Consider the following 19,224-nt stretch of genomic DNA (forward strand, 5'->3'; position numbering starts at 1 on the left):
TCCTACACCTTTTTACAGGATACTATCAAAAGGGAGTCGTTAGTGTTTTTGGTAAAAAACAAATAGTGCTCACCACCATCCTTGATCTTGAATTTTTTACGGATATCTGCTACGGTCATCGGAAAGTTTCTGGTGGTAATGTTTGCTTTGGTCAGTCCCAATGATTTAATGGATTTTTTGGTATAGGGAAGTACTTGTTCAATTTTGAATATTCGTCCAGGAAAATCAATTTTCTCCAAAGAAGTGTATAAATGGGAATGGGGATGAAGCTTGGTTACTTTGTAAAATGCAGCTACGGACCTAAAACCACCTGACTTTAAAATGGCGGCATTAGGCTCGTATACATATTCCTGTGGTGCCCCATAATCGATTTCCAAGGACGATTCTTTTGCAAGTATAAAATTGAAATGGTCCTCTTGATGGGGTAAAAGATTGACGGTCTTAATTTGAATTTCTCCCTCGAAACCTTTCTCCAAGACAAACAACAATTCTTTTACCTCATTGTTCACTGCTACCACATGAACCTCTTTTGTACATTGAAGTTCTTTGATGCCCTGTGCAATGTCAAAAATAGGAGAGGCCTTGACCAAAACCTTGTCCGTTTTTTCAAAAATCATGGTTAGGTTTTCGGGTAAATTGGGCAGACAATCTTCCCATAAAAACACCTTGCCTTTTTTATCATTCCGTCGGGAAGGGTCCACAAAAACCCAATCAAAATGTTGGGTTGAATTTTTTAGAAATTCGATTCCATCCTCAGCAAAACATTCCACATTTTTTTGGCCCAAAACCTCAAAATTATATCGGGCGATTTCACTTAGTTCCGAGTTGATTTCACAGTGTAGGACACGAGCCATTTTGGAGGCGAAAAAATAGCTGTCCACACCGTAGCCACCAGTGAGGTCAATCAAGGTTTTTCCACCAACAATTTGAGCTTTATAATGAGCTGTTTGTTCGGAACTGGTTTGCTCAATATTTAGCTTGTTCGGGTAATAAATATTTTTACTGTTGAACCAAGAAGGGAGTTTGTCCTGACATTTTTTTCGAGCTTCAAGCTGTTCGGCCAGTTCTTTTTGCGTTATACCCTCAAAAATGGGTTTTTGAAGCAAAACCGACATAATGTCAGTGTTTATATTTTTAAATATAAAATCCTGTACACCAGTATTTAAAATAAGTTTATTCAAAGAAAAACTATAAGTTTTTGGTCAGCTTTTGCACAATGGAATATTGGTCTAAAAATTCCTTTAAAATCACCTTGATTGCGGTGTATCCCGGCACAGCGACCACCATGCCTACCACTCCAAAAAGAAGTCCTGCAATAATGATCACCAAGAAAATTTCAAGAGGATGTGACTTCACGCTATTGGAAAAAATAAAGGGCTGTGAGAAGAAATTATCAACCAATTGGCCTATGCCCAAACCAATTAAAACATACATGGCTTTGGGTAAAATCACCGTGCTGAATTCAGCTCCCAAAAAGCTGGTCATTGTCAACGTAACCATGATCACTCCACCGATGATTGGACCTATGTATGGGATGATGTTGAACAGGGCACAGAGGAAGGCAATCACAATAGCGTTTTCAACGCCGACAATTAATAGTGAAATTGTGTAAATCACGAACAGAATGAAAAGTTGAAGTAGAATTCCCGCAAAATATCTTGAGAGTAAATTGTTTATTTTTTCAATGGATTTTACCATGTTGCTTTCCTTGTTATCGGGCACAAAGGTCAATAGTCCGTTTTGCAATAAATTCCGATCTTTTAAAAAGAAAAATGAAATGAAAAGCACAGAAAAAAATCCTACACTAAACGTACTCAGAGCATTCATAAAGGTGTTTAAAAAGTCGGGAATAAATCCTAAATCCAGACCAGACAGCATGCTTTCCTCGATATGGGTCTCGTTGATAATTTCATTCACACTTCCGGTAGACGCCCCAAAATATTGTAAAGTTTCAAGGTAAAGGGAATTTATTTTATCGGATAGCTTATCGATGTCCAGCAGCGATAGATTTTTACTTTGTTTGGTGATCAATGGAATGAAGAGCGCCAAGATGCCCAAAAAAATGGAAACCATAAACAACATGGTGGCTATTACGGCGAAGGTATTCGGGAATTTTAATTTTTTACGAAGGAACAATACAATGGGTCTTCCTAACAGTGCGATGACCGCTGCGATGGCCAAATACACCAAAACGGACTGTATCTTGTATAAAAACCACCCCAATAGTACGATACCGGCCAAAATGGCTATGGCTCTGAGAATTCCGTTGGCAATTGTTTTGGCATTCATTGGCTAACTTTTAAAGGCATATTCCACAATATTGGCACCCATTTGCAAGGCTTTAAGGCGGACCTCCTCAGGATCGTTATGTACCGCGGGGTCTTCCCAACCGTCTCCAAGGTCACATTCAAAGGTATAGAGGAGTATCAACCGGCCCTGTTCAAAAATACCGAAGGCTTGGGGCCGTTTTCCATCATGTTCATGTATTTTGGGCAAGCCATCTGGAAATGCATATTTTTGGTTGAAAATGGGATGGTCCGCTCCAAGTTCCTCCAATGCCTTATCAGGAAAAATCTTGGTCAATTCCCTTCTTAAATAAGGTTCCATACCATAATTGTCATCAATGTGAAGAAAACCGCCCGATAAAAGATATGTTCTCAGATTTTCTCCTTCCTCTTCGTTAAAAAAGACATTGCCATGCCCCGTCATGTGCAAGAAAGGGTATTTAAAAATGGAAACACTGCCGGCCTCGACCGTCTCGTAGTCGGGACTTATCTCGGTCCCGATATTGGAATTGCAAAAAGCAATTAGATTGGGCAGTGCCGTGGGGTTGGAGTACCAATCTCCGCCACCTCCGTATTTGAGAACAGCGATTTCTTGGGCATTTAGGGTCGTGCTTGCCATTAAAATACATAGTAAGCTATAAAAGAGGTGTTTCATATGAAATTGTATACCCATACTTCAAATGTAAGGCATTCCATTTGAAATCAGGTTCGTCTTAAATCAGTTGTTGATCATGGCTACGGTGGCACAGGCAACAATGGCCGCGGTTTCTGTACGAAGTCTGGTATTGCCCAACGAAATGGGAACATAGCCTTTTTCCTTGGCCAAATCCACTTCGTTTTTGGAGAAATCACCTTCTGGGCCAATGAGGATAACGAGGTCTTTATCGGGAATTACCCTTCTTTTCAATTCCATTTTTTCGCCTTCCAGACAATGCGCGATAAATTTTTGTTCTTCAACTTCGGATGCCAAAAATTCGGTAACGGTAATGGGAGGGTTAATTTTCGGCAATACCGTTTGAAGGGACTGTTTCATGGCACTTTGCAAAACACGTTCCATGCGATCCAACTTTATCACTTTTCGCTCCGAATGGTCGCAAATAATAGGTGTTATTTCGTCAACACCTATTTCAGTGGCCTTTTCCAAAAACCACTCATAGCGGTCGTTCATTTTGGTAGGGGCCACTGCCATATGCAGATTAAATCGTTTGGGAACAGCCTTTGTGTGCGATATGATGCGAGCTTTGCACCTTTTTTGATCGGGTTCAATAATTTCCGCTTCAAACAAATATCCTTTTCCGTTGGTAATGTGCAACACATCACCTTCGGTTTTGCGGAGGACTCGAACAATATGTTTGCTTTCATCCGGAGGGAAAACAAATTGTTTGGCACTAAAATCGATATGAGGGTTGTAAAAAAGCTGCATGGGCTAAAGATAGGATTTGTTTAGCTACCAATGGCATAACGAGCCTTGGCAGCTATACTTTGGTCTGTAAATTTACCTTGTTTAAATTTTAGGTAGCCTACGATGCCTATCATGCCCGCATTGTCGGTGCAATATTCAAATTTTGGCACATAGGTTTGCCAGCCCAATTGCTTTTCTGCATCACTTAATCTACTGCGAATGCCCGAATTCGCGGCAACGCCACCACCAATGGCAATTTGTTTAATGCCTGTTTGTTCCACGGCCAATTGCAATTTTTCCATTAAAATTTCTAAAATAGTATATTGCACGGACGCGCAGATATCGTTCATGTTTTCGGAAACAAAATCTGGATTTTTTTGGGTTTCACGTTGTAAAAAATAAAGGATACTTGTTTTTAGTCCACTAAAACTAAAATTGAGACCCTCCACCTTTGGTTTGGGAAAAGGATAGGCATTTTCATTCCCAAGTCTGGCATATTTGTCAATCAAAGGTCCACCTGGGTAGGGCAATCCCATTAATTTGGCGCTTTTGTCAAATGCCTCCCCTACGGCATCATCCAGGGTTTCACCCAACACTTCCATGGAAAAGTAATCGTTCACTTTTACAATCTGGGTGTGTCCACCACTTATAGTCATACCCAAAAATGGAAATGTAGGGGGCGTTCTTTCTTCATCCTCAATAAAATGGGCCAAAATATGGGCTTCCATATGGTTCACCTCAATCAAAGGAATTTCGAGCCCCAAGGCCAAAGACTTGGCAAAAGAGGTTCCTACGAGTAAAGAACCCATAAGTCCGGGACCACGAGTAAAAGCTATGGCGGAGAGTTCTTTTTTATCGATATTTGCCTTGGCCAAGGCTTGGTGCACAACGGGAACAATGTTTTGCTGATGTGCCCTCGAAGCCAGCTCGGGAACAACACCACCATATTGCTTGTGAATTTCTTGTGTTGCTACTACATTGCTGAGTACTTTTGTATTACAAAGCACTGCAGCTGAAGTGTCATCACAAGATGATTCGATGGCGAGAATATAATTTTTTGTATTCGTCACAGGTTTTGGAACAAAAATTGGTCATCAAAGGTAAAACATAAAGCCCTATCAAAAAACTTCGTAAAATACTGTTGCGTATCCTTTTGACCATTTTGATCATCATGGTATTGGGTTCCTTGATTTTATCCATGCCGGTTGTGCAGACCAGTTTGGCAAAATACGCGACGGATTCCATTAATGAGGAGTTTGGCACCAACATCAATATTGACCGGGTAAGTCTCTCCCTGTTTAATTTGAATGCGGGAATTAAAGGGATTTATGTCGAGGATTATAAGCAAGACACCCTTTTCTATATTCATAAACTTTCCACTTCCATTCTTAATCTTAGGAATATGGCCGACAATAAAATGGAGTTTGGCGATATTGAAGTGGATGGATTGATTTTTAACCTAAAAACCTACGAAGGTGAAACAGGGACCAATTTAGATGTGTTCGTGGATAAATTGGATGATGGAAAACCAAGAGACCCAGGAACACCACCTTTTTATCTGGCTTCAGATGATATTCAAATCAGTAATGGACGATTTCGCTTGATTGATGAGAATTTGGAAGCTCCAGAAACGCTCAATTTTTCAGAAATTGACGTTGTGGCTAGTGACTTTCAAATATTGGGACCTGATGTTTCCCTGAAAATAGATAACCTTTCCACCTTGGCGAAAAGAGGTATTCGACTTCAAAAGTTATCCACCGATTTTAAGTATACCAAAGAACAAATGCGTTTTGATTCGCTTATAATTGATACGGAACAATCCGAATTGAAAGGGAATTTGATCTTCAATTATAAAAGGGAAGATTTGGCCCAGTTTATTGACAAGGTGAATATTGACGCCACTTTTACCGAATCGACCGTCGCCTTGAACGAAATCAATGCATTTTACAATGAGTTTGGTGCAGATAAAATAGTAAACTTTACTGGGGATTTCAGTGGGGTGTTAAACCAACTTCAGGTGGACAATCTGTTTTTGTTTACCGACAATACAGGTATTCGTGGGGATTTTAGGTTCGATAATATGTTCAGCGATTATGCCCCTTTTGTGGTTCGAGGGGATATAGACAACCTTACTTCGAGCTATTATCAGCTCAGAGGGTTGTTGCCCGAAATTTTGGGAAGGAACATCCCTGAATCAATACAGAAACTGGGACAGTTTACAGTTAGGGGAGATACGGAGATTACCGAAACCTCCATTAACGTAACAGTCAATTTAAATACTGCAGTTGGTGATAGTTTTGTGGATTTTCAGATGACCAACATCCAGAAAATTGAGGATGCATCCTATATCGGATTTATTTCTTTGATAGATTTTAATCTTGGAGAATTCATCAACAACAAAAGTCTTGGATATGCCTCCATGGACATGAATGTGGAGGGTAAGGGGTTTGTGGCCGAAAGTTTGAATACCGAAGTGTCTGGAGAAGTATACAAGTTGGATTACAATAATTATGAATACAACAAGATAAAAGTATCGGGAATTTTGAAAGACCAATTGTTTGATGGTTCGCTGTTGTGTAACGACGACAATTTTAGGTTCGATTTCCAGGGACTAGCGGATTTTGCCGACCAACGCAACAAGTTCAACTTTGTGGCCGCAGTGGATTATGCAGACTTAAAGGCGCTAAACATTATTAATGACTCTGTTTCCATATTTAAGGGTCATGTGGATATGGATATCGAGGGCAACACCATCGATAATATGGCAGGGCAGCTTCAATTTTCCAATACCACCTATCAAAATAAAAACGACACATATTTCTTCGAGGACTTTACGGTTACATCTACCTTCGAAAAAGATACGGTACGGACCATTGAAATCAACTCGCCAGACATTATCACTGGGTATATGAGTGGTTATTTTAAAGTGGATGAACTGGGCAGGTTGGTACAAAACTCCATAGGTAGCATTTATACCAATTACGAACCCTTTGTGATTTCCGAAGGCCAATATGTGGATTTTAATTTTAGGATCTACAATAAAATAATCGATGTATTTGTTCCCGAAATAGCATTTGATCCTAACACTTTTATTCGAGGGACCATTAAAGCGGACAAACGTGATTTTAAACTTACTTTTAAATCCCCAAGTATCGCCGCCTTCGAAAACGAGTTCGACAATATTGAGGTCATCATAGACAATACAAACCCGCTGTTCAACACCTTCGTGTCGGTAGAAGATATGTCCACGGTGTTCTATGACATTAAAGACTTTAGCCTTATCAACACTACTTTAAAGGATACCCTGTTCTTTAGAACGGAATTTAAAGGAGGGAGCGAATATGACGATAGCTACAACCTTAACTTCTACCATACGTTCAATGACAACAACGAGTCCGTAATTGGCCTTAAAAAATCCGATTTGAGTTTTAAGGGCAACACTTGGGTGTTGAACAAAGATGGAAACAACAAGAACAAGGTGATTTTCGATAGTTCACTCGATAGTATCCGCATCGAGGATTTGGTCATGGATAATGGGAACAGTGAGCAAATTCGCTTGCGGGGCCAATTGGCCGATTCAACATACAAAGATCTCGATCTACAGTTTAAATTGGTGTCCTTGGATAAAATAACCCCTTCCATTGATAGCCTTAAAATGAATGGAGAGGTCGATGGTTTTCTCAATATTCTTCAAAAGGACGGAAACTATTTACCCACCTCCAGCTTGAAAATCCAGAATTTCAGTATTAACGATATGCGTTTAGGGGACTTGGAGTTGGGAATTTATGGAAACAATGATCTTACCGAATTTGGTGTGAGCACTTGGTTGAACGATAACGGTAAGGAATTGCTTAATGTAAATGGTAAGGTGACCAATTACAACGATGTTCAAGAATTGGATCTATCTGCAGATTTCAAGGATTTTGATTTGGAGCCTTTTCGGCCGTTGGGAGAGGATATAATTTCGAATATTAGGGGCAAGGCCTCAGGAAGTGTTCAAATATCGGGCAATGTCGAGAACCCTTCCATTAATGGGTTATTGAATTTAAACGACGCTGGTATTGGAATTCCCTATTTAAACGTCGACTATGATTTCGCCCCTATGTCCAAAGTGCGTTTGTTCGACCAGACCTTTTATTTTGAAAGAGTCGGGCTGTCGGATGTAGCTGAAAACACAACGGCAGTTTTAGACGGAACTATTAGCCACACCGGTTTTGATGACTGGCAATTTGGTTTGGATATAGATACCGAGAACAATCGCTTTATGATCCTGAACACCGAATACGATGAGGAAAACTTATATTACGGAACAGGGTTCATGAACGGAACGGGGAGCATTTATGGTTCGGTAGATGCCTTGACCATCAGTGTGGTAGCGACAACCGCAAGGGGAACTTCGCTTAAAATTCCCTTGAGTGATGTAACCAGTGTCGGGGATTATTCCTTTATCAATTTCATTGAAAAAGAAAAGGCAAGTTCGTTTGATGACGAGCGTGTATTGGAAGAGTATCAAGGTTTGGAAATGGACTTTGATTTGGATATCACCCCAGATGCCGAGGTTGAGATTGTGGTGGACCAGAACACAGGAAGTTCCCTAAAGGGAACAGGGGCAGGTTTGATGCTAATGGAAATCAATACCAATGGAAAATTCAATATGTATGGTGAATTTGCCGTGGTTACGGGCGAATATCAATTTAAATACGGTGGTATTATAGATAAGCGCTTTAAAGTACGTCCTGGAGGGACCATTCTCTGGGAAGGAGACCCCTTGGCTGCCCAATTGAACCTCGAAGCCGTCTATCAACTCAATGCGAACCCAGCCCCTCTTTTGGATAATGCAGGGTATACGGGACGAGTACCTACCGAAGTTGTGGTGCGATTGGATGGTGAACTTGAGAGTCCCAACGTGAATTTTGATATTGAGTTTCCCGGTACCACATCAATAGTACAGTCCGAGTTGGAATATCGACTGCAAGACCCTACCATCAGGGAGCGTAACGCCTTTTTTCTATTGGCCCAAGGTACTTTTGTGAACGACCAAACAGGTATCAACCAGCAGGCTGTAACTGGAAATTTAATTCAATCCGCTTCGGGCTTGTTCAATCAAATCCTTTCAGGAAACAATGATAAATTGAACTTGGGACTTTCTTATGAGCAGGGATACACAGACCCTAATGCAGATATATCAACCGAAGATAGGATTGGGGTAACCGTGTCCACCCAAATTTCCGATCGCATACTGGTGAACGGTAGAGTGGGAGTTCCTGTTGGAGGAAGTGGCGTGTCCGAAACCGTTGTGGCAGGGGATGTTGAGGTCCAGGTGCTTTTGAACGAAGAAGGAACCTTAAGTGCTAAAATTTTCAATAGGGAAAACCAAATCCAGCAATTTTTAGCGGAGCGACAAGGGTATACCCAAGGCGTTGGTCTGTCTTATCAGGTCGATTTCAATACGTTTCGGGAGTTAATTCGAAAGGTGTTCAAACCAAATGCCGAAGCACCCAAGCCCGAACCACAAAACACCTCTACGGAGATTATGGGTAGGGATAGTTTGATTCGCTTTTCACAAAAACGGGCAAATTTGCCTAACCCAAGACCTTAAAGTTTTATATTTTTCGTGAATTTCATATTAATTTATTACGAAAACGTTTGAGTATTTCATCCAATATAAATAAATTATTAAGCTCGTTATAATTTGGATAAAGTTTCCTAGTTTTGAGGTCTTAAAATTTTTAATGGCTTCAGAAATTAAAAAAATCGCAGTTTTTACATCAGGAGGGGACTCACCGGGAATGAATGCAGCACTTCGTTCCGTTGTTCGTACCTGTGCGTATTTAGGTAAGGAATGTGTGGGTATCTATAGAGGATATCAAGGAATGATTGAGGGTGACTTTAAGCCCTTGGATGCCCGTAGCGTAAACAACATTATAAATAAAGGAGGTACCATTCTCAAGTCTGCCCGTTGTGAGGATTTTAGAACCCCGGAAGGGCGAAAAAAGGCTCATGAGCAATTGTTGAAAGAAGGTGTTGATGCCTTTGTGGTCATCGGAGGAAACGGAAGTTTTACTGGTGCCCTTAATTTCAACAAAGAATTCGGTTTTCCCGTGATAGGAATTCCAGGTACCATCGACAATGATATTTTAGGATCCTCCTATACCATTGGTTTTGATACTGCCATTAACACGGTAGTCGAAGCCATCGATAAAATTCGTGATACGGCCAGCTCGCACAACCGTTTGTTTTTTGTCGAGGTTATGGGTAGGGATGTAGGCCATATCGCCTTGAACGCAGGTGTTGGAGCAGGAGCAGAGGAGATTTTGATTCCTGAGCAAAACTTGGGCCTTGAGCGTTTATTGGATTCCTTAAAAAGAAGTAAGGCCTCTGGTAAATCCTCCAGTATCGTAATTGTTGCCGAGGGGGATAAAACAGGTAAAAATGTTTTCGAACTTAAGGAATATGTGGAAGAGCATTTACCAATTTACGATGTACGTGTGTCCGTATTGGGCCACATGCAACGTGGGGGCAACCCAACTTGCTTTGACAGGGTCTTGGCCAGTAGAATGGGAGTGAAAGCCGTAGAAAGTCTACTCGAAGGAAAGTCAAACCTTATGGTGGGGATAAGAGATACCAAATTGGTACTTGTGCCGCTAGAAGAAGCTATAAGAGCACACACAGAAATTGACGAGGAACTCATTAGGGTTTCTGATATTATGACAACTTAATTGTTAACACTAAAAAAGTAAAAATGTCAAATTTGAAAATCGGAATCAACGGATTCGGTAGAATTGGAAGGTTGGTATTTAGAGCAACCGTAAAAAGAGGTGATGTAGATGTTGTGGCAATCAACGATTTGTTGGATGTGGAACACCTTGCATATCTATTAAAGTATGATTCGGTACACGGAAATTTTGAAGGTACTGTTGAAGTAAAGGATGGCCACTTGGTGGTCAACGGGAAAACAATCAGAATTACTGCTGAGCGTGACCCAAAAAACCTTAAATGGGATGAAATCGGAGCTGAAATCGTAGCCGAATGTACCGGGATTTTCACCACATTGGACATGGCACAATCCCATATTGATGGTGGAGCCAAGAAAGTAGTGATCTCTGCACCATCCAAAGATGCCCCTATGTTTGTAATGGGAGTAAACCACAAGGATGTCAAGCCAACAGATACCATTATTTCCAACGCATCTTGTACTACCAACTGTTTGGCACCTATCGCCAAAGTACTTAACGATGAGTTTGGTATTGCCGAAGCTTTGATGACCACAGTTCACGCTACCACTGCCACGCAGTTGACAGTAGATGGACCATCAAGAAAAGATTACAGAGGGGGTAGAAGTGCCCTTTTGAACATTATTCCTGCTGCTACAGGTGCTGCTAAGGCAGTAACCAAAGTAATTCCATCCTTGGAAGGAAAACTAACAGGTATGGCCTTTAGAGTGCCAACTGCTGATGTTTCCGTAGTGGATTTGACCGTTAAATTGGAAAAAGAAACATCTTACGAAGGAATCAAAGCCGCTATGAAAGCCGCTTCAGAAGGAGAGCTTGCAGGAGTTTTGGGTTATACCGAGGAATTGGTGGTTTCCCAAGATTTTGTAGGTGATGTTAGAACTTCAATCTTCGATGCCGATGCAGGTATTGAGTTGAACTCTAAATTCTTCAAAGTAGTATCTTGGTACGATAACGAAACTGGATACTCCAACAAATTGATTGAATTGGCTTTGCACGCAGCAAGCTTATAATTTAATTCTTACACATAATTTTTTCCTGAAGAGGGCGTGAACCCTCTTCAGGTTTCTATACTAAACTTTCGACGTATGATTTTGATTGTGGATAGTGGCGCTACAAAATCCGATTGGATTGCCCTTGACGATAAAGGTAAGCAGCTGTTTGTAACCCAAACCTTGGGGTTGAGCCCAGAAGTATTGACCAAAGAAGTAATTGAAGACCGATTGGCCAATAACTTTGAACTTTCCAAAAACAAAGAACAAGTACGTCAACTTTATTTCTACGGGGCCGGCTGTGGAACCGATAGAATGAAAAAGTTTTTAAAGGCCATTTTTAAGGATTTCTTCCCAAATGCCAAGGCAGAAGTACGGGAGGATACCTATGCGGCCATTTATGCCACCACAAAAATTGGTAGACAGGGTATTGTTTGTATTTTGGGAACTGGTTCCAACTGCAGCTACTACGATGGCAACCAATTGATTCAAAAAGTGACTTCCTTAGGTTATATTTTGATGGATGATGGTAGTGGTAACTTCTTTGGAAGAAAATTATTGCGCGATTACTATTTCCACAAAATGCCTCAAGACCTAGGTATTAAATTTGCCAAAGAATACGATCTTGATGCCGATGTGATCAAAGACCATCTGTACAAACAACCCAATCCGAACACCTATTTGGCAACTTTCGCGCGATTCATTATCGAAAATAAAGAACACCCTTACTGTAAAGGGGTTATTGAAAAAGGGTTACAGCAGTTCGTGAACAACTACATAATGCAGTACGAACTGGCCACAAAAGTGCCGATTAGTTTTGTGGGCAGTATCGCCCACTTCCTTCAAGATGAATTGACCGCTTGTTTGGAGCGCAACGATTTAATCTTGGGCGTTATCCGCCGCAGACCTATAGAAGGTTTGGTGGAGTTTCACCAAGAAACTATTTAACGGCGATCATAGAAATTTCCACATTCACAAATTTGGGAAGATTGGCAACTTCCACGGTTTCACGTGCTGGAGCGGTCTCTGCGTCAAAATAGGTGCCGTACACCTCATTGATTTGTGCAAACTGATGCATATCCGCAATAAAAATGGAAGTCTTGATAACATTTTCAAAGGACATTTCGGCCTCTTCCAAAATGACTTTCAAATTTTCCATGGATTGTTGGGTTTCCTTTTTGATGTCCCCTTGAACCAATTCCCCGGTCGCTGGATCAATGGGGATTTGTCCAGAAATGTATAGCGTATCTTTTACCAACACTGCTTGGTTGTATGGACCAATTGGAGCAGGGGCTTTCGGGGTGTTGATTATTTTTTTCATTTGAGTTTGATTTTAGCGTGACTTGAAGGTATAAAATTATAATATATGCCTTATCGCTGACTTCTGTTTTCCCACTTAATATCACTAAGTATGGAGCTCTTGATTCCGATAAAGAAATACCAGCGCTCATATCGGCCGAAAGGCGTCCAGTCAAAACTTAATCTAAAGCTTCCCAAATCACGTTTAAAGGCAAAACGGGTGTCGGCAAATCCTTTGTTCTTCAAATCGTAGCCCGAGTTAAAACCAACTTCCCATTTAGGGGATAATTGGATGTTTCCGGAGAACATCAAAGAGTGATTGGTAATCTCTTGCTGGCGATTGGTATTGTTGTAGGTGGCAACGTAGGTAAAACGGGCATCCCAAGGTAAAGAGGTTTTGTAAATGGGGTCTTCCCGTTCCTCTTCATCGTCCCTTCCACGACCACTTTGGCTTTGGCCCCTTATTGGATCACGAATATCGTCCATCGCAAACACGTTGGCGCCGTAGTCGGTATTTTGTTCGTTATCCTTGTTGCCGTCCTTTTTCTTTGCCCCTCCTTTTTGGAACATTTCACTGTTCAAGCTAAAACTGGTGTTTACACGAGCTGCGGTCAATCGGGCAAGCCCCCCTCCGTTATTCACGTTTAGGGTGTTGACTCTTCTGCCGTTATTATCCACTGCGTAGGGGTCAAAAGTTGCAGAGAAGTTGATGGGTACATTTTTAATGATCTGTGTGGCACCGCTCATATTTATGGGGCTCAACTTTAGGGAATCAGCTTCTAGGTTATAACTGGCAGAAAAGGTAAGGTTGCTCAAAATGCTTATCTTTTTCGGCTCTGTAGCGGTTGAATCTTTATCCCTGACCTTTGCCTCCAATGTATTCTGAAGTGAAAAACTCAAGGAACTTCCTTTATTTAAGGACGGCCTGCCATAAATACTTGTTTCGTAGGGGGTGTACTGTATTTCCTCACCTTCAGCATCAATATAACTATCGTAAAACTGTTCGAAGGAAGGGGTGTAACCATAGCTGATAGAAGGACGCATTACGTGTCGTAAAGCTTGGATTTTTTTATCCTCACCAAAATTAAAGGTACCATACATCGTGGTTCCAATGCTAGCCCCCATATTGTAACGGTTAAAACGGTCGAAACCAGCAATGGTGTCCGTGACCACATCATCCAAATCGGCATCATACTGTCTACGTACGGTCTCCAAGGTCCAAATATCCTCATAGCTACCACTTAAGCTCACACTTAAGTATTTTGCCATTTTAAAATTGGTGGCAATGGGTAAACGGTGCCTGGCACCGATTCGGGCATCATCGAACATCCCACTTTTAAAAAACTCTTCTTCCGTAGTGGTAATGCTATTTTGTGCGTTCACATCGTATTGGAAGTTGATGTTGTCTATAATGCCCTTTTTTATCTCATCGCGTTTCACAAAAGGGTAAATACGCTCCATACTCGCCTGAAAGGTGGGCAGGGACATATTGATGGTCTGTGTCCTCGAGTTCTGGGTATGGCTAACGGTCAAACTCGTATTTACAGAAGGGTATTCCGGAAAAGTCTTGGAATAACTTATGGATGATGCAAAAGTGTTTGTTTGTGAATTGTTTCGGTTTACCTGGTTGAGGGAGTTGGTATAATATTGGCTACTACCCAAGTTTACCGATGCCGAGAATCTTGAGTTCGGGCTGGCCTTTGCATCCTGCGAATGCGAAATTCGAATGTTATAGTTGCTGGTTCTGGAATAATCATCAAATCCTTTTTGACTGGTGACCAAATTCTCGTAACTGAAATTTATGTTCCCTTGGAACTTATAGCGCTTGGAATACACCGACCGTCCTTGAAAACCATAACTCCCGTTGGTATAATAATCTCCTGTAACACTAACATCCACGTATTCACTGATCGGCAAATAATAGCCCCCATTTTGAATAAAATATCCCCTACGTGGGTCGTTACCAAAAGTAGGGAACAATATACCTGCCACTCTTCCGGTGGTTAACGGAAAGTAGGCAAAGGGGAGCGCTATTGGCGTGGGTACATCCATGATGTACATATTGCTGTACCCGGCAATAATTTTCTTTTTTGGGACAAACTTCGCTTTACGAACACGGATGTAATAATCAGGGTCTACGGTGTCTTTGGAAGTGGTCAATTTTCCTTCATACAGAAAATAAACGGAGTCATTTTCCTTTTTGGTAATATTGGCATATACTTTCATGGCATCACTCCCCAATTGTCCCAAACCAGCTTGTTGTTCCGTTCTCGAATTCCAAATAAGTGCCTTTTGGGTATCAAAATTAAATCGGATGGAGTCTGGACGGACTTCGTTTTCACCCTGCTTAAAAAATGGCAATTGTGAATAATTGCCCAAGGAGTCTTTTAAACGGCCAGCGTACACCTCATTTTTAACATAATCCAAGATAATCACCCCTGCCTTTAACTCCGTATCTTGGTAATAGATTTCAGCCTCGTCATACAGATAAATTTTATTGTCTTTTTGACTGAGTTTCACGTATTCCTTTGCCTTATATTGGATTTTATCCAACAACATGGCTTGATTTTTAGGTACGCTATCCGTTTCAACGGTATCGGTTACCACCTGTTTGTTTAAAATATTCGCTGGCATGATGGGGGCGATGATAGTGTCGCCCACTGCCTTGATAGGTAAAGGTGTAATTGGATCTTCCTGAGCACTTAAGGTTGCTATGCCACAAAGAAGAACAAATAGGAAAAGTAAAAGATGTTTGTTTGCTTGCAACGTGATAAATCCTATTTTTGTGCTAGTCGGCCCAGTTTTTGAGGCCAAACTTACATATATTTTTTTGTTCTTATTAGTCGGTTACGATTATTTTAACCTTAGTGGAACATAATATTTAATTAATTCATATGATCAAAAGTCCGTTAGTATTAGTAGTCCTCAACCTCACTCTTTTTATGATGACCTCTTACGGTGGCCCATTAAAACAGGAGCCTCCAAAAGACAAATTTGTGGTGGTTTTGGATGCCGGACACGGCGGTCATGACCCTGGTAACATTGGAAATGGGTATTTGGAAAAGGAAATTGCCTTGGCCATTGTGCTCAAAATTGGGGAAGAATTAAAAAAACATCCCGACATTGAGGTGGTGTACACCCGGGACGATGACACCTTTGTGGATTTATTCGTTCGAGGGGATATTGCCAACGAAGCCGATGCCGATTTGTTCGTTTCCGTGCATTGTAACGCCCATAATTCTGATGCGTATGGAACAGAAACTTATGTGCTGGGATTGCACGCCAACCGTCAAAACTTTGAAGTGGCCAAAAAAGAGAACTCCGTTATCTATTTGGAGGACGATTATGAACAGCGCTACGCCAAATACGATATTAATTCTCCAGAATCGGTCATCGGGTTGACCATAATGCAAGAAGAATTTTTGGATCAAAGTATCCAATTGGGGAAGAAACTTCAAGATAACTTCACATCCGGACTCAAAAGAAAAGATAGAAAAGTTAAGCAAGCTGGTTTCATTGTTCTCCATCAAACCTTTATGCCCAGTGTTTTGATAGAAGCTGGTTTCTTGACCAATAAAAACGAGGGAAGCTATCTGAACTCAAAAAAAGGTCAGAATGAGATGGGAAGCGCAATTGCAAAAGCTGTTATCGCGTACAAAGAGGAAATGGGATTTGTCTCGACTCCGGTAGCTGCACAGCCGAAACCAGAAGTACCAAAACCAGAGGAGAAAGAAGTCGCCAAAATTGAGGATACCGAAGTGGCCGTAAACATCCCAGAAGCTACATCGAAAGAAGTGCAAACTCCAGAAACCACTCCAGTTAAGGAAGAACCAAAGGCTGAAGAGCCAACCAAACCAGCACCAAAGGATACTGGGGTTGTGTTCAAAGTGCAACTTATGGCCACTGTAAAAACCATTCCATTAAGAGGGGAGAACTTTAAAGGTTTGGATGTGTTGTCCAAAGAACCCTATAAAAATATGTACCGTTATATGTATGGTAATGCAGGTACCTATGCCGAGGCCAAAGTGTTAAAAAAACAGGCTGATGCTGCAGGTTATACTACCTCCTATATCGTTGCGTACAAAAATGGGGAAAGGGTTTCTATAAAGGATGCCTTAAAGTAGTAGGGTGTGGTGTTGAAAATATTCCTAATTTTGTTTAAACCGTAAACCGAATCTTTTGAAACTATCCAGGGAAATTAAAACCGGGATTATCGTAGTCGCAGGTATTGCTGCCTTAATCTTTGGTTTGAGCTACTTAAAATCCACTCCGCTTTTTGAAAACAACAAAACGTTTTACGCTGTCTATGACAATGTAGGAGGTCTACAGCCCGGCACCCAAGTATCCATAAATGGATATAATGTAGGGAATGTAATGAACATCAGCTTTAAGGATAGTTCAGGGAAATTGTTGGTCACCTTTACCGTGAGCAATGAGTTTGAATTTTCCAGCAACAGTGTTGCTGAACTTTTTGATACAGGAATCATAGGCGGAAAGAGCATTCAAATTGTTCCCACTTTTGATGAGGCACCTTTGGCCCAATCAGGAGATACCCTTCCATCCAAAATAAAACCCGGGATTACCGAATTGGTACAACAAAAGCTTACGCCCCTTCAAATGAAGGTGGAAGGAGCGGTTTCACATGCGGATACCCTTTTGATGAATGTGAACCAAATTTTGGATGAGCCGACCAAAAAACAATTGAAAGAGACCATTGTTTCCTTAAACCAAGTGGTGAAATCCTTTAAAGTAAGCGCTGACAACATCGGTGCTCTATTGGAAAACAATAAGGTGCAATTGGATAGTTCATTGAAAAACGTGAATACGATTACTTCCAACTTTTCAAGACTTTCGGATTCCTTGGCAAATGCGGACCTGTCCGGTACACTGGCCAATTTTCAAACCACGGTTAACCGTTTAAATGGGATTCTTGAGGCGATAGAAAAAGGAGAGGGTTCCTTGGGTAAATTACATAAAGATGATGCCCTGTACAACAATTTGGCCGAGGCATCACACGAGTTGGACTTGTTGTTGCAAGACTTTAGGTTGAACCCAAAACGATACGTGAACGTATCGGTGTTTGGCAAAAAACAAAAAGAGTACACGGTACCCGAAAACGACCCTGCTGAAAACAATCCTGAACAACAGGAAAACCCTACCGAACAAAAAGAAAATCAATAGATGGAATTTATACCCAATATAATATTTGCGATAGCCCTTGTTCTGGGCATAGGTTTCTTCACCCGCAACGTGAAAAAGCTATCACGAAACATTAAATTGGGAAAGGATGTTGATGTTTCCGACAACAAGTCACAACGGTGGAAAAACATGGCTAAAATTGCTTTGGGGCAGACCAAAATGGTCGTTCGCCCTGTAGCTGGCATCATGCATATTTTGGTGTATGTTGGTTTTGTCATCATCAATTTAGAGGTATTGGAAATCATCTTGGATGGACTTTTGGGCACCCACAGGTTGTTTGCTTCTTTGGGTGGTTTATATGACTTTTTAATAGGGTCATTTGAAATATTGGCACTATTGGTGATCGTGGCCGTAGTGGTTTTTTGGATAAGAAGAAACATTATTCGCTTACAGAGGTTCATTAAACCAGAGATGAAAGGATGGCCCAAGCAAGATGGAAATTTGATCCTGTACATCGAATTGGTATTGATGACCTTGTTTTTGACCATGAATGCAGCCGATTTTCAATTGCAACAATTAGGTGCTGAACATTACGTGCGAGCAGGAGCCTTTCCTGTAAGTCAATTTATGGTGCCGCTGTTGGAAGGATTTTCGGAATCGTCATTGATTATGGTGGAACGTACCGCATGGTGGTTGCACATTTTGGGGATTTTGGCCTTTTTGAATTATCTCTATTACTCCAAGCATTTGCATATCCTCCTGGCCTTTCCAAATACCTATTATGGCAAATTGAAACCCCAAGGGCAATTCAACAATCTGGCATCAGTGACCAAGGAGGTGAAGTTGATGATGGACCCAAATGCGGACCCTTTTGCAGCACCTGCGGAAGATGCTTCGGAAGGAGAGCCAGAGAAATTTGGTGCGTCGGATGTCATGGATTTAAATTGGGTGCAATTGCTCAATGCCTATACCTGTACCGAATGTGGTAGATGCACCTCGGAATGTCCTGCAAATCAGACAGGGAAAAAGCTTTCTCCACGTAAAATTATGATGGATACCCGTGACCGTTTGGAGGAAGTGGGTAAAAATATAGATGCCAATAAAGGAGAATTTGTTCCCGATGGCAAACAATTATTAGACGATTACATCAGTAGGGAAGAACTCTGGGCCTGTACTACCTGTAATGCCTGTGTGCAAGCTTGTCCCGTAAGCATAGACCCATTGTCCATCATTGTGGAAATGCGCAGGTACCTGGTGATGGAGCAATCCGCAGCACCAACCGAATTGAACAATATGATGTCCAATATAGAAAACAACGGAGCCCCGTGGCCTTACAACCAAATGGACCGTTTAAATTGGGTAAACGAATAATTCTA

The 19,224-nt window shown here is 41.3% G+C and carries 14 protein-coding genes; 7 read left to right on the top strand and 7 right to left on the bottom strand.

Going from position 1 to position 19,224, the window contains the following annotated elements; all coding sequences use genetic code 11:
* Positions 1-2: 2 nt before the first annotated feature.
* From ABT310_RS12380 to tsaD, 5 genes are all read right to left on the bottom strand, one after another.
* Positions 3-1,115 carry a class I SAM-dependent methyltransferase gene (locus ABT310_RS12380; RefSeq protein ID WP_375324197.1) on the bottom strand — a complete coding sequence of 371 codons (1,113 nt, stop codon included), beginning with the start codon at positions 1,113-1,115 and terminating at the stop codon, positions 3-5.
* A gap of 73 nt (positions 1,116-1,188) precedes the next feature.
* Complete coding sequence (locus ABT310_RS12385; RefSeq protein ID WP_375324198.1) at positions 1,189-2,289, bottom strand: AI-2E family transporter; 1,101 nt, start codon at positions 2,287-2,289, stop codon at positions 1,189-1,191.
* Between the two features lie 3 nt (positions 2,290-2,292).
* Positions 2,293-2,940, bottom strand: a complete 648-nt coding sequence (locus ABT310_RS12390) for a DUF4159 domain-containing protein (RefSeq protein ID WP_375324199.1) — start codon at positions 2,938-2,940, stop codon at positions 2,293-2,295.
* Between the two features lie 63 nt (positions 2,941-3,003).
* Positions 3,004-3,708 carry a 16S rRNA (uracil(1498)-N(3))-methyltransferase gene (locus ABT310_RS12395; RefSeq protein ID WP_375324200.1) on the bottom strand — a complete coding sequence of 235 codons (705 nt, stop codon included), beginning with the start codon at positions 3,706-3,708 and terminating at the stop codon, positions 3,004-3,006.
* A gap of 20 nt (positions 3,709-3,728) precedes the next feature.
* Entirely contained in the window at positions 3,729-4,757 is a 1,029-nt protein-coding gene (gene tsaD / locus ABT310_RS12400; RefSeq protein WP_375324201.1) for a tRNA (adenosine(37)-N6)-threonylcarbamoyltransferase complex transferase subunit TsaD, read from the bottom strand.
* 128 nt (positions 4,758-4,885) lie between these two features.
* On the opposite strand from tsaD, the gene ABT310_RS12405 reads away from it, so the two are divergent.
* The 4 genes from ABT310_RS12405 to ABT310_RS12420 all read left to right on the top strand — a co-directional run bounded on the left by ABT310_RS12405 (position 4,886) and on the right by ABT310_RS12420 (position 12,358).
* On the top strand, positions 4,886-9,286 hold the full coding sequence (locus tag ABT310_RS12405; RefSeq protein ID WP_375326187.1) for a translocation/assembly module TamB domain-containing protein: 4,401 nt from the start codon (positions 4,886-4,888) through the stop codon (positions 9,284-9,286).
* Positions 9,287-9,419: 133 nt separating this feature from the next.
* Entirely contained in the window at positions 9,420-10,406 is a 987-nt protein-coding gene (gene pfkA, locus ABT310_RS12410; protein ID WP_375324202.1) for a 6-phosphofructokinase, read from the top strand.
* 23 nt (positions 10,407-10,429) lie between these two features.
* Positions 10,430-11,431, top strand: coding sequence for a type I glyceraldehyde-3-phosphate dehydrogenase (gene gap, locus ABT310_RS12415; RefSeq protein WP_375324203.1), 1,002 nt, complete (start codon positions 10,430-10,432; stop codon positions 11,429-11,431).
* 75 nt (positions 11,432-11,506) lie between these two features.
* Positions 11,507-12,358 carry an N-acetylglucosamine kinase gene (locus ABT310_RS12420; protein WP_375324204.1) on the top strand — a complete coding sequence of 284 codons (852 nt, stop codon included), beginning with the start codon at positions 11,507-11,509 and terminating at the stop codon, positions 12,356-12,358.
* Here ABT310_RS12420 and ABT310_RS12425 read toward each other — a convergent pair.
* Both ABT310_RS12425 and ABT310_RS12430 read right to left on the bottom strand, forming a co-directional pair.
* Positions 12,351-12,731 carry a RidA family protein gene (locus tag ABT310_RS12425; RefSeq protein ID WP_375324205.1) on the bottom strand — a complete coding sequence of 127 codons (381 nt, stop codon included), beginning with the start codon at positions 12,729-12,731 and terminating at the stop codon, positions 12,351-12,353. The genes ABT310_RS12420 and ABT310_RS12425 overlap by 8 nt on opposite strands.
* Positions 12,732-12,781: 50 nt before the next feature.
* On the bottom strand, positions 12,782-15,475 hold the full coding sequence (locus ABT310_RS12430) for a putative LPS assembly protein LptD (RefSeq protein ID WP_375324206.1): 2,694 nt from the start codon (positions 15,473-15,475) through the stop codon (positions 12,782-12,784).
* A 128-nt stretch (positions 15,476-15,603) separates the two neighbouring features.
* Here ABT310_RS12430 and ABT310_RS12435 point away from each other — a divergent pair, with 128 nt between their 5' ends.
* From ABT310_RS12435 to ABT310_RS12445, 3 genes are read left to right on the top strand one after another with little or no spacing between them, the layout of a single operon-like run.
* Positions 15,604-16,833 carry an N-acetylmuramoyl-L-alanine amidase gene (locus tag ABT310_RS12435; protein ID WP_375324207.1) on the top strand — a complete coding sequence of 410 codons (1,230 nt, stop codon included), beginning with the start codon at positions 15,604-15,606 and terminating at the stop codon, positions 16,831-16,833.
* A 55-nt stretch (positions 16,834-16,888) separates the two neighbouring features.
* On the top strand, positions 16,889-17,890 hold the full coding sequence (locus ABT310_RS12440; RefSeq protein ID WP_375324208.1) for an MlaD family protein: 1,002 nt from the start codon (positions 16,889-16,891) through the stop codon (positions 17,888-17,890).
* Entirely contained in the window at positions 17,891-19,219 is a 1,329-nt protein-coding gene (locus ABT310_RS12445; protein ID WP_375324209.1) for a 4Fe-4S dicluster domain-containing protein, read from the top strand.
* Positions 19,220-19,224: the final 5 nt, after the last annotated feature.

It is taken from the genome of Flagellimonas cixiensis (genome assembly GCF_042134615.1).
Classification (GTDB): domain Bacteria; phylum Bacteroidota; class Bacteroidia; order Flavobacteriales; family Flavobacteriaceae; genus Flagellimonas; species Flagellimonas cixiensis.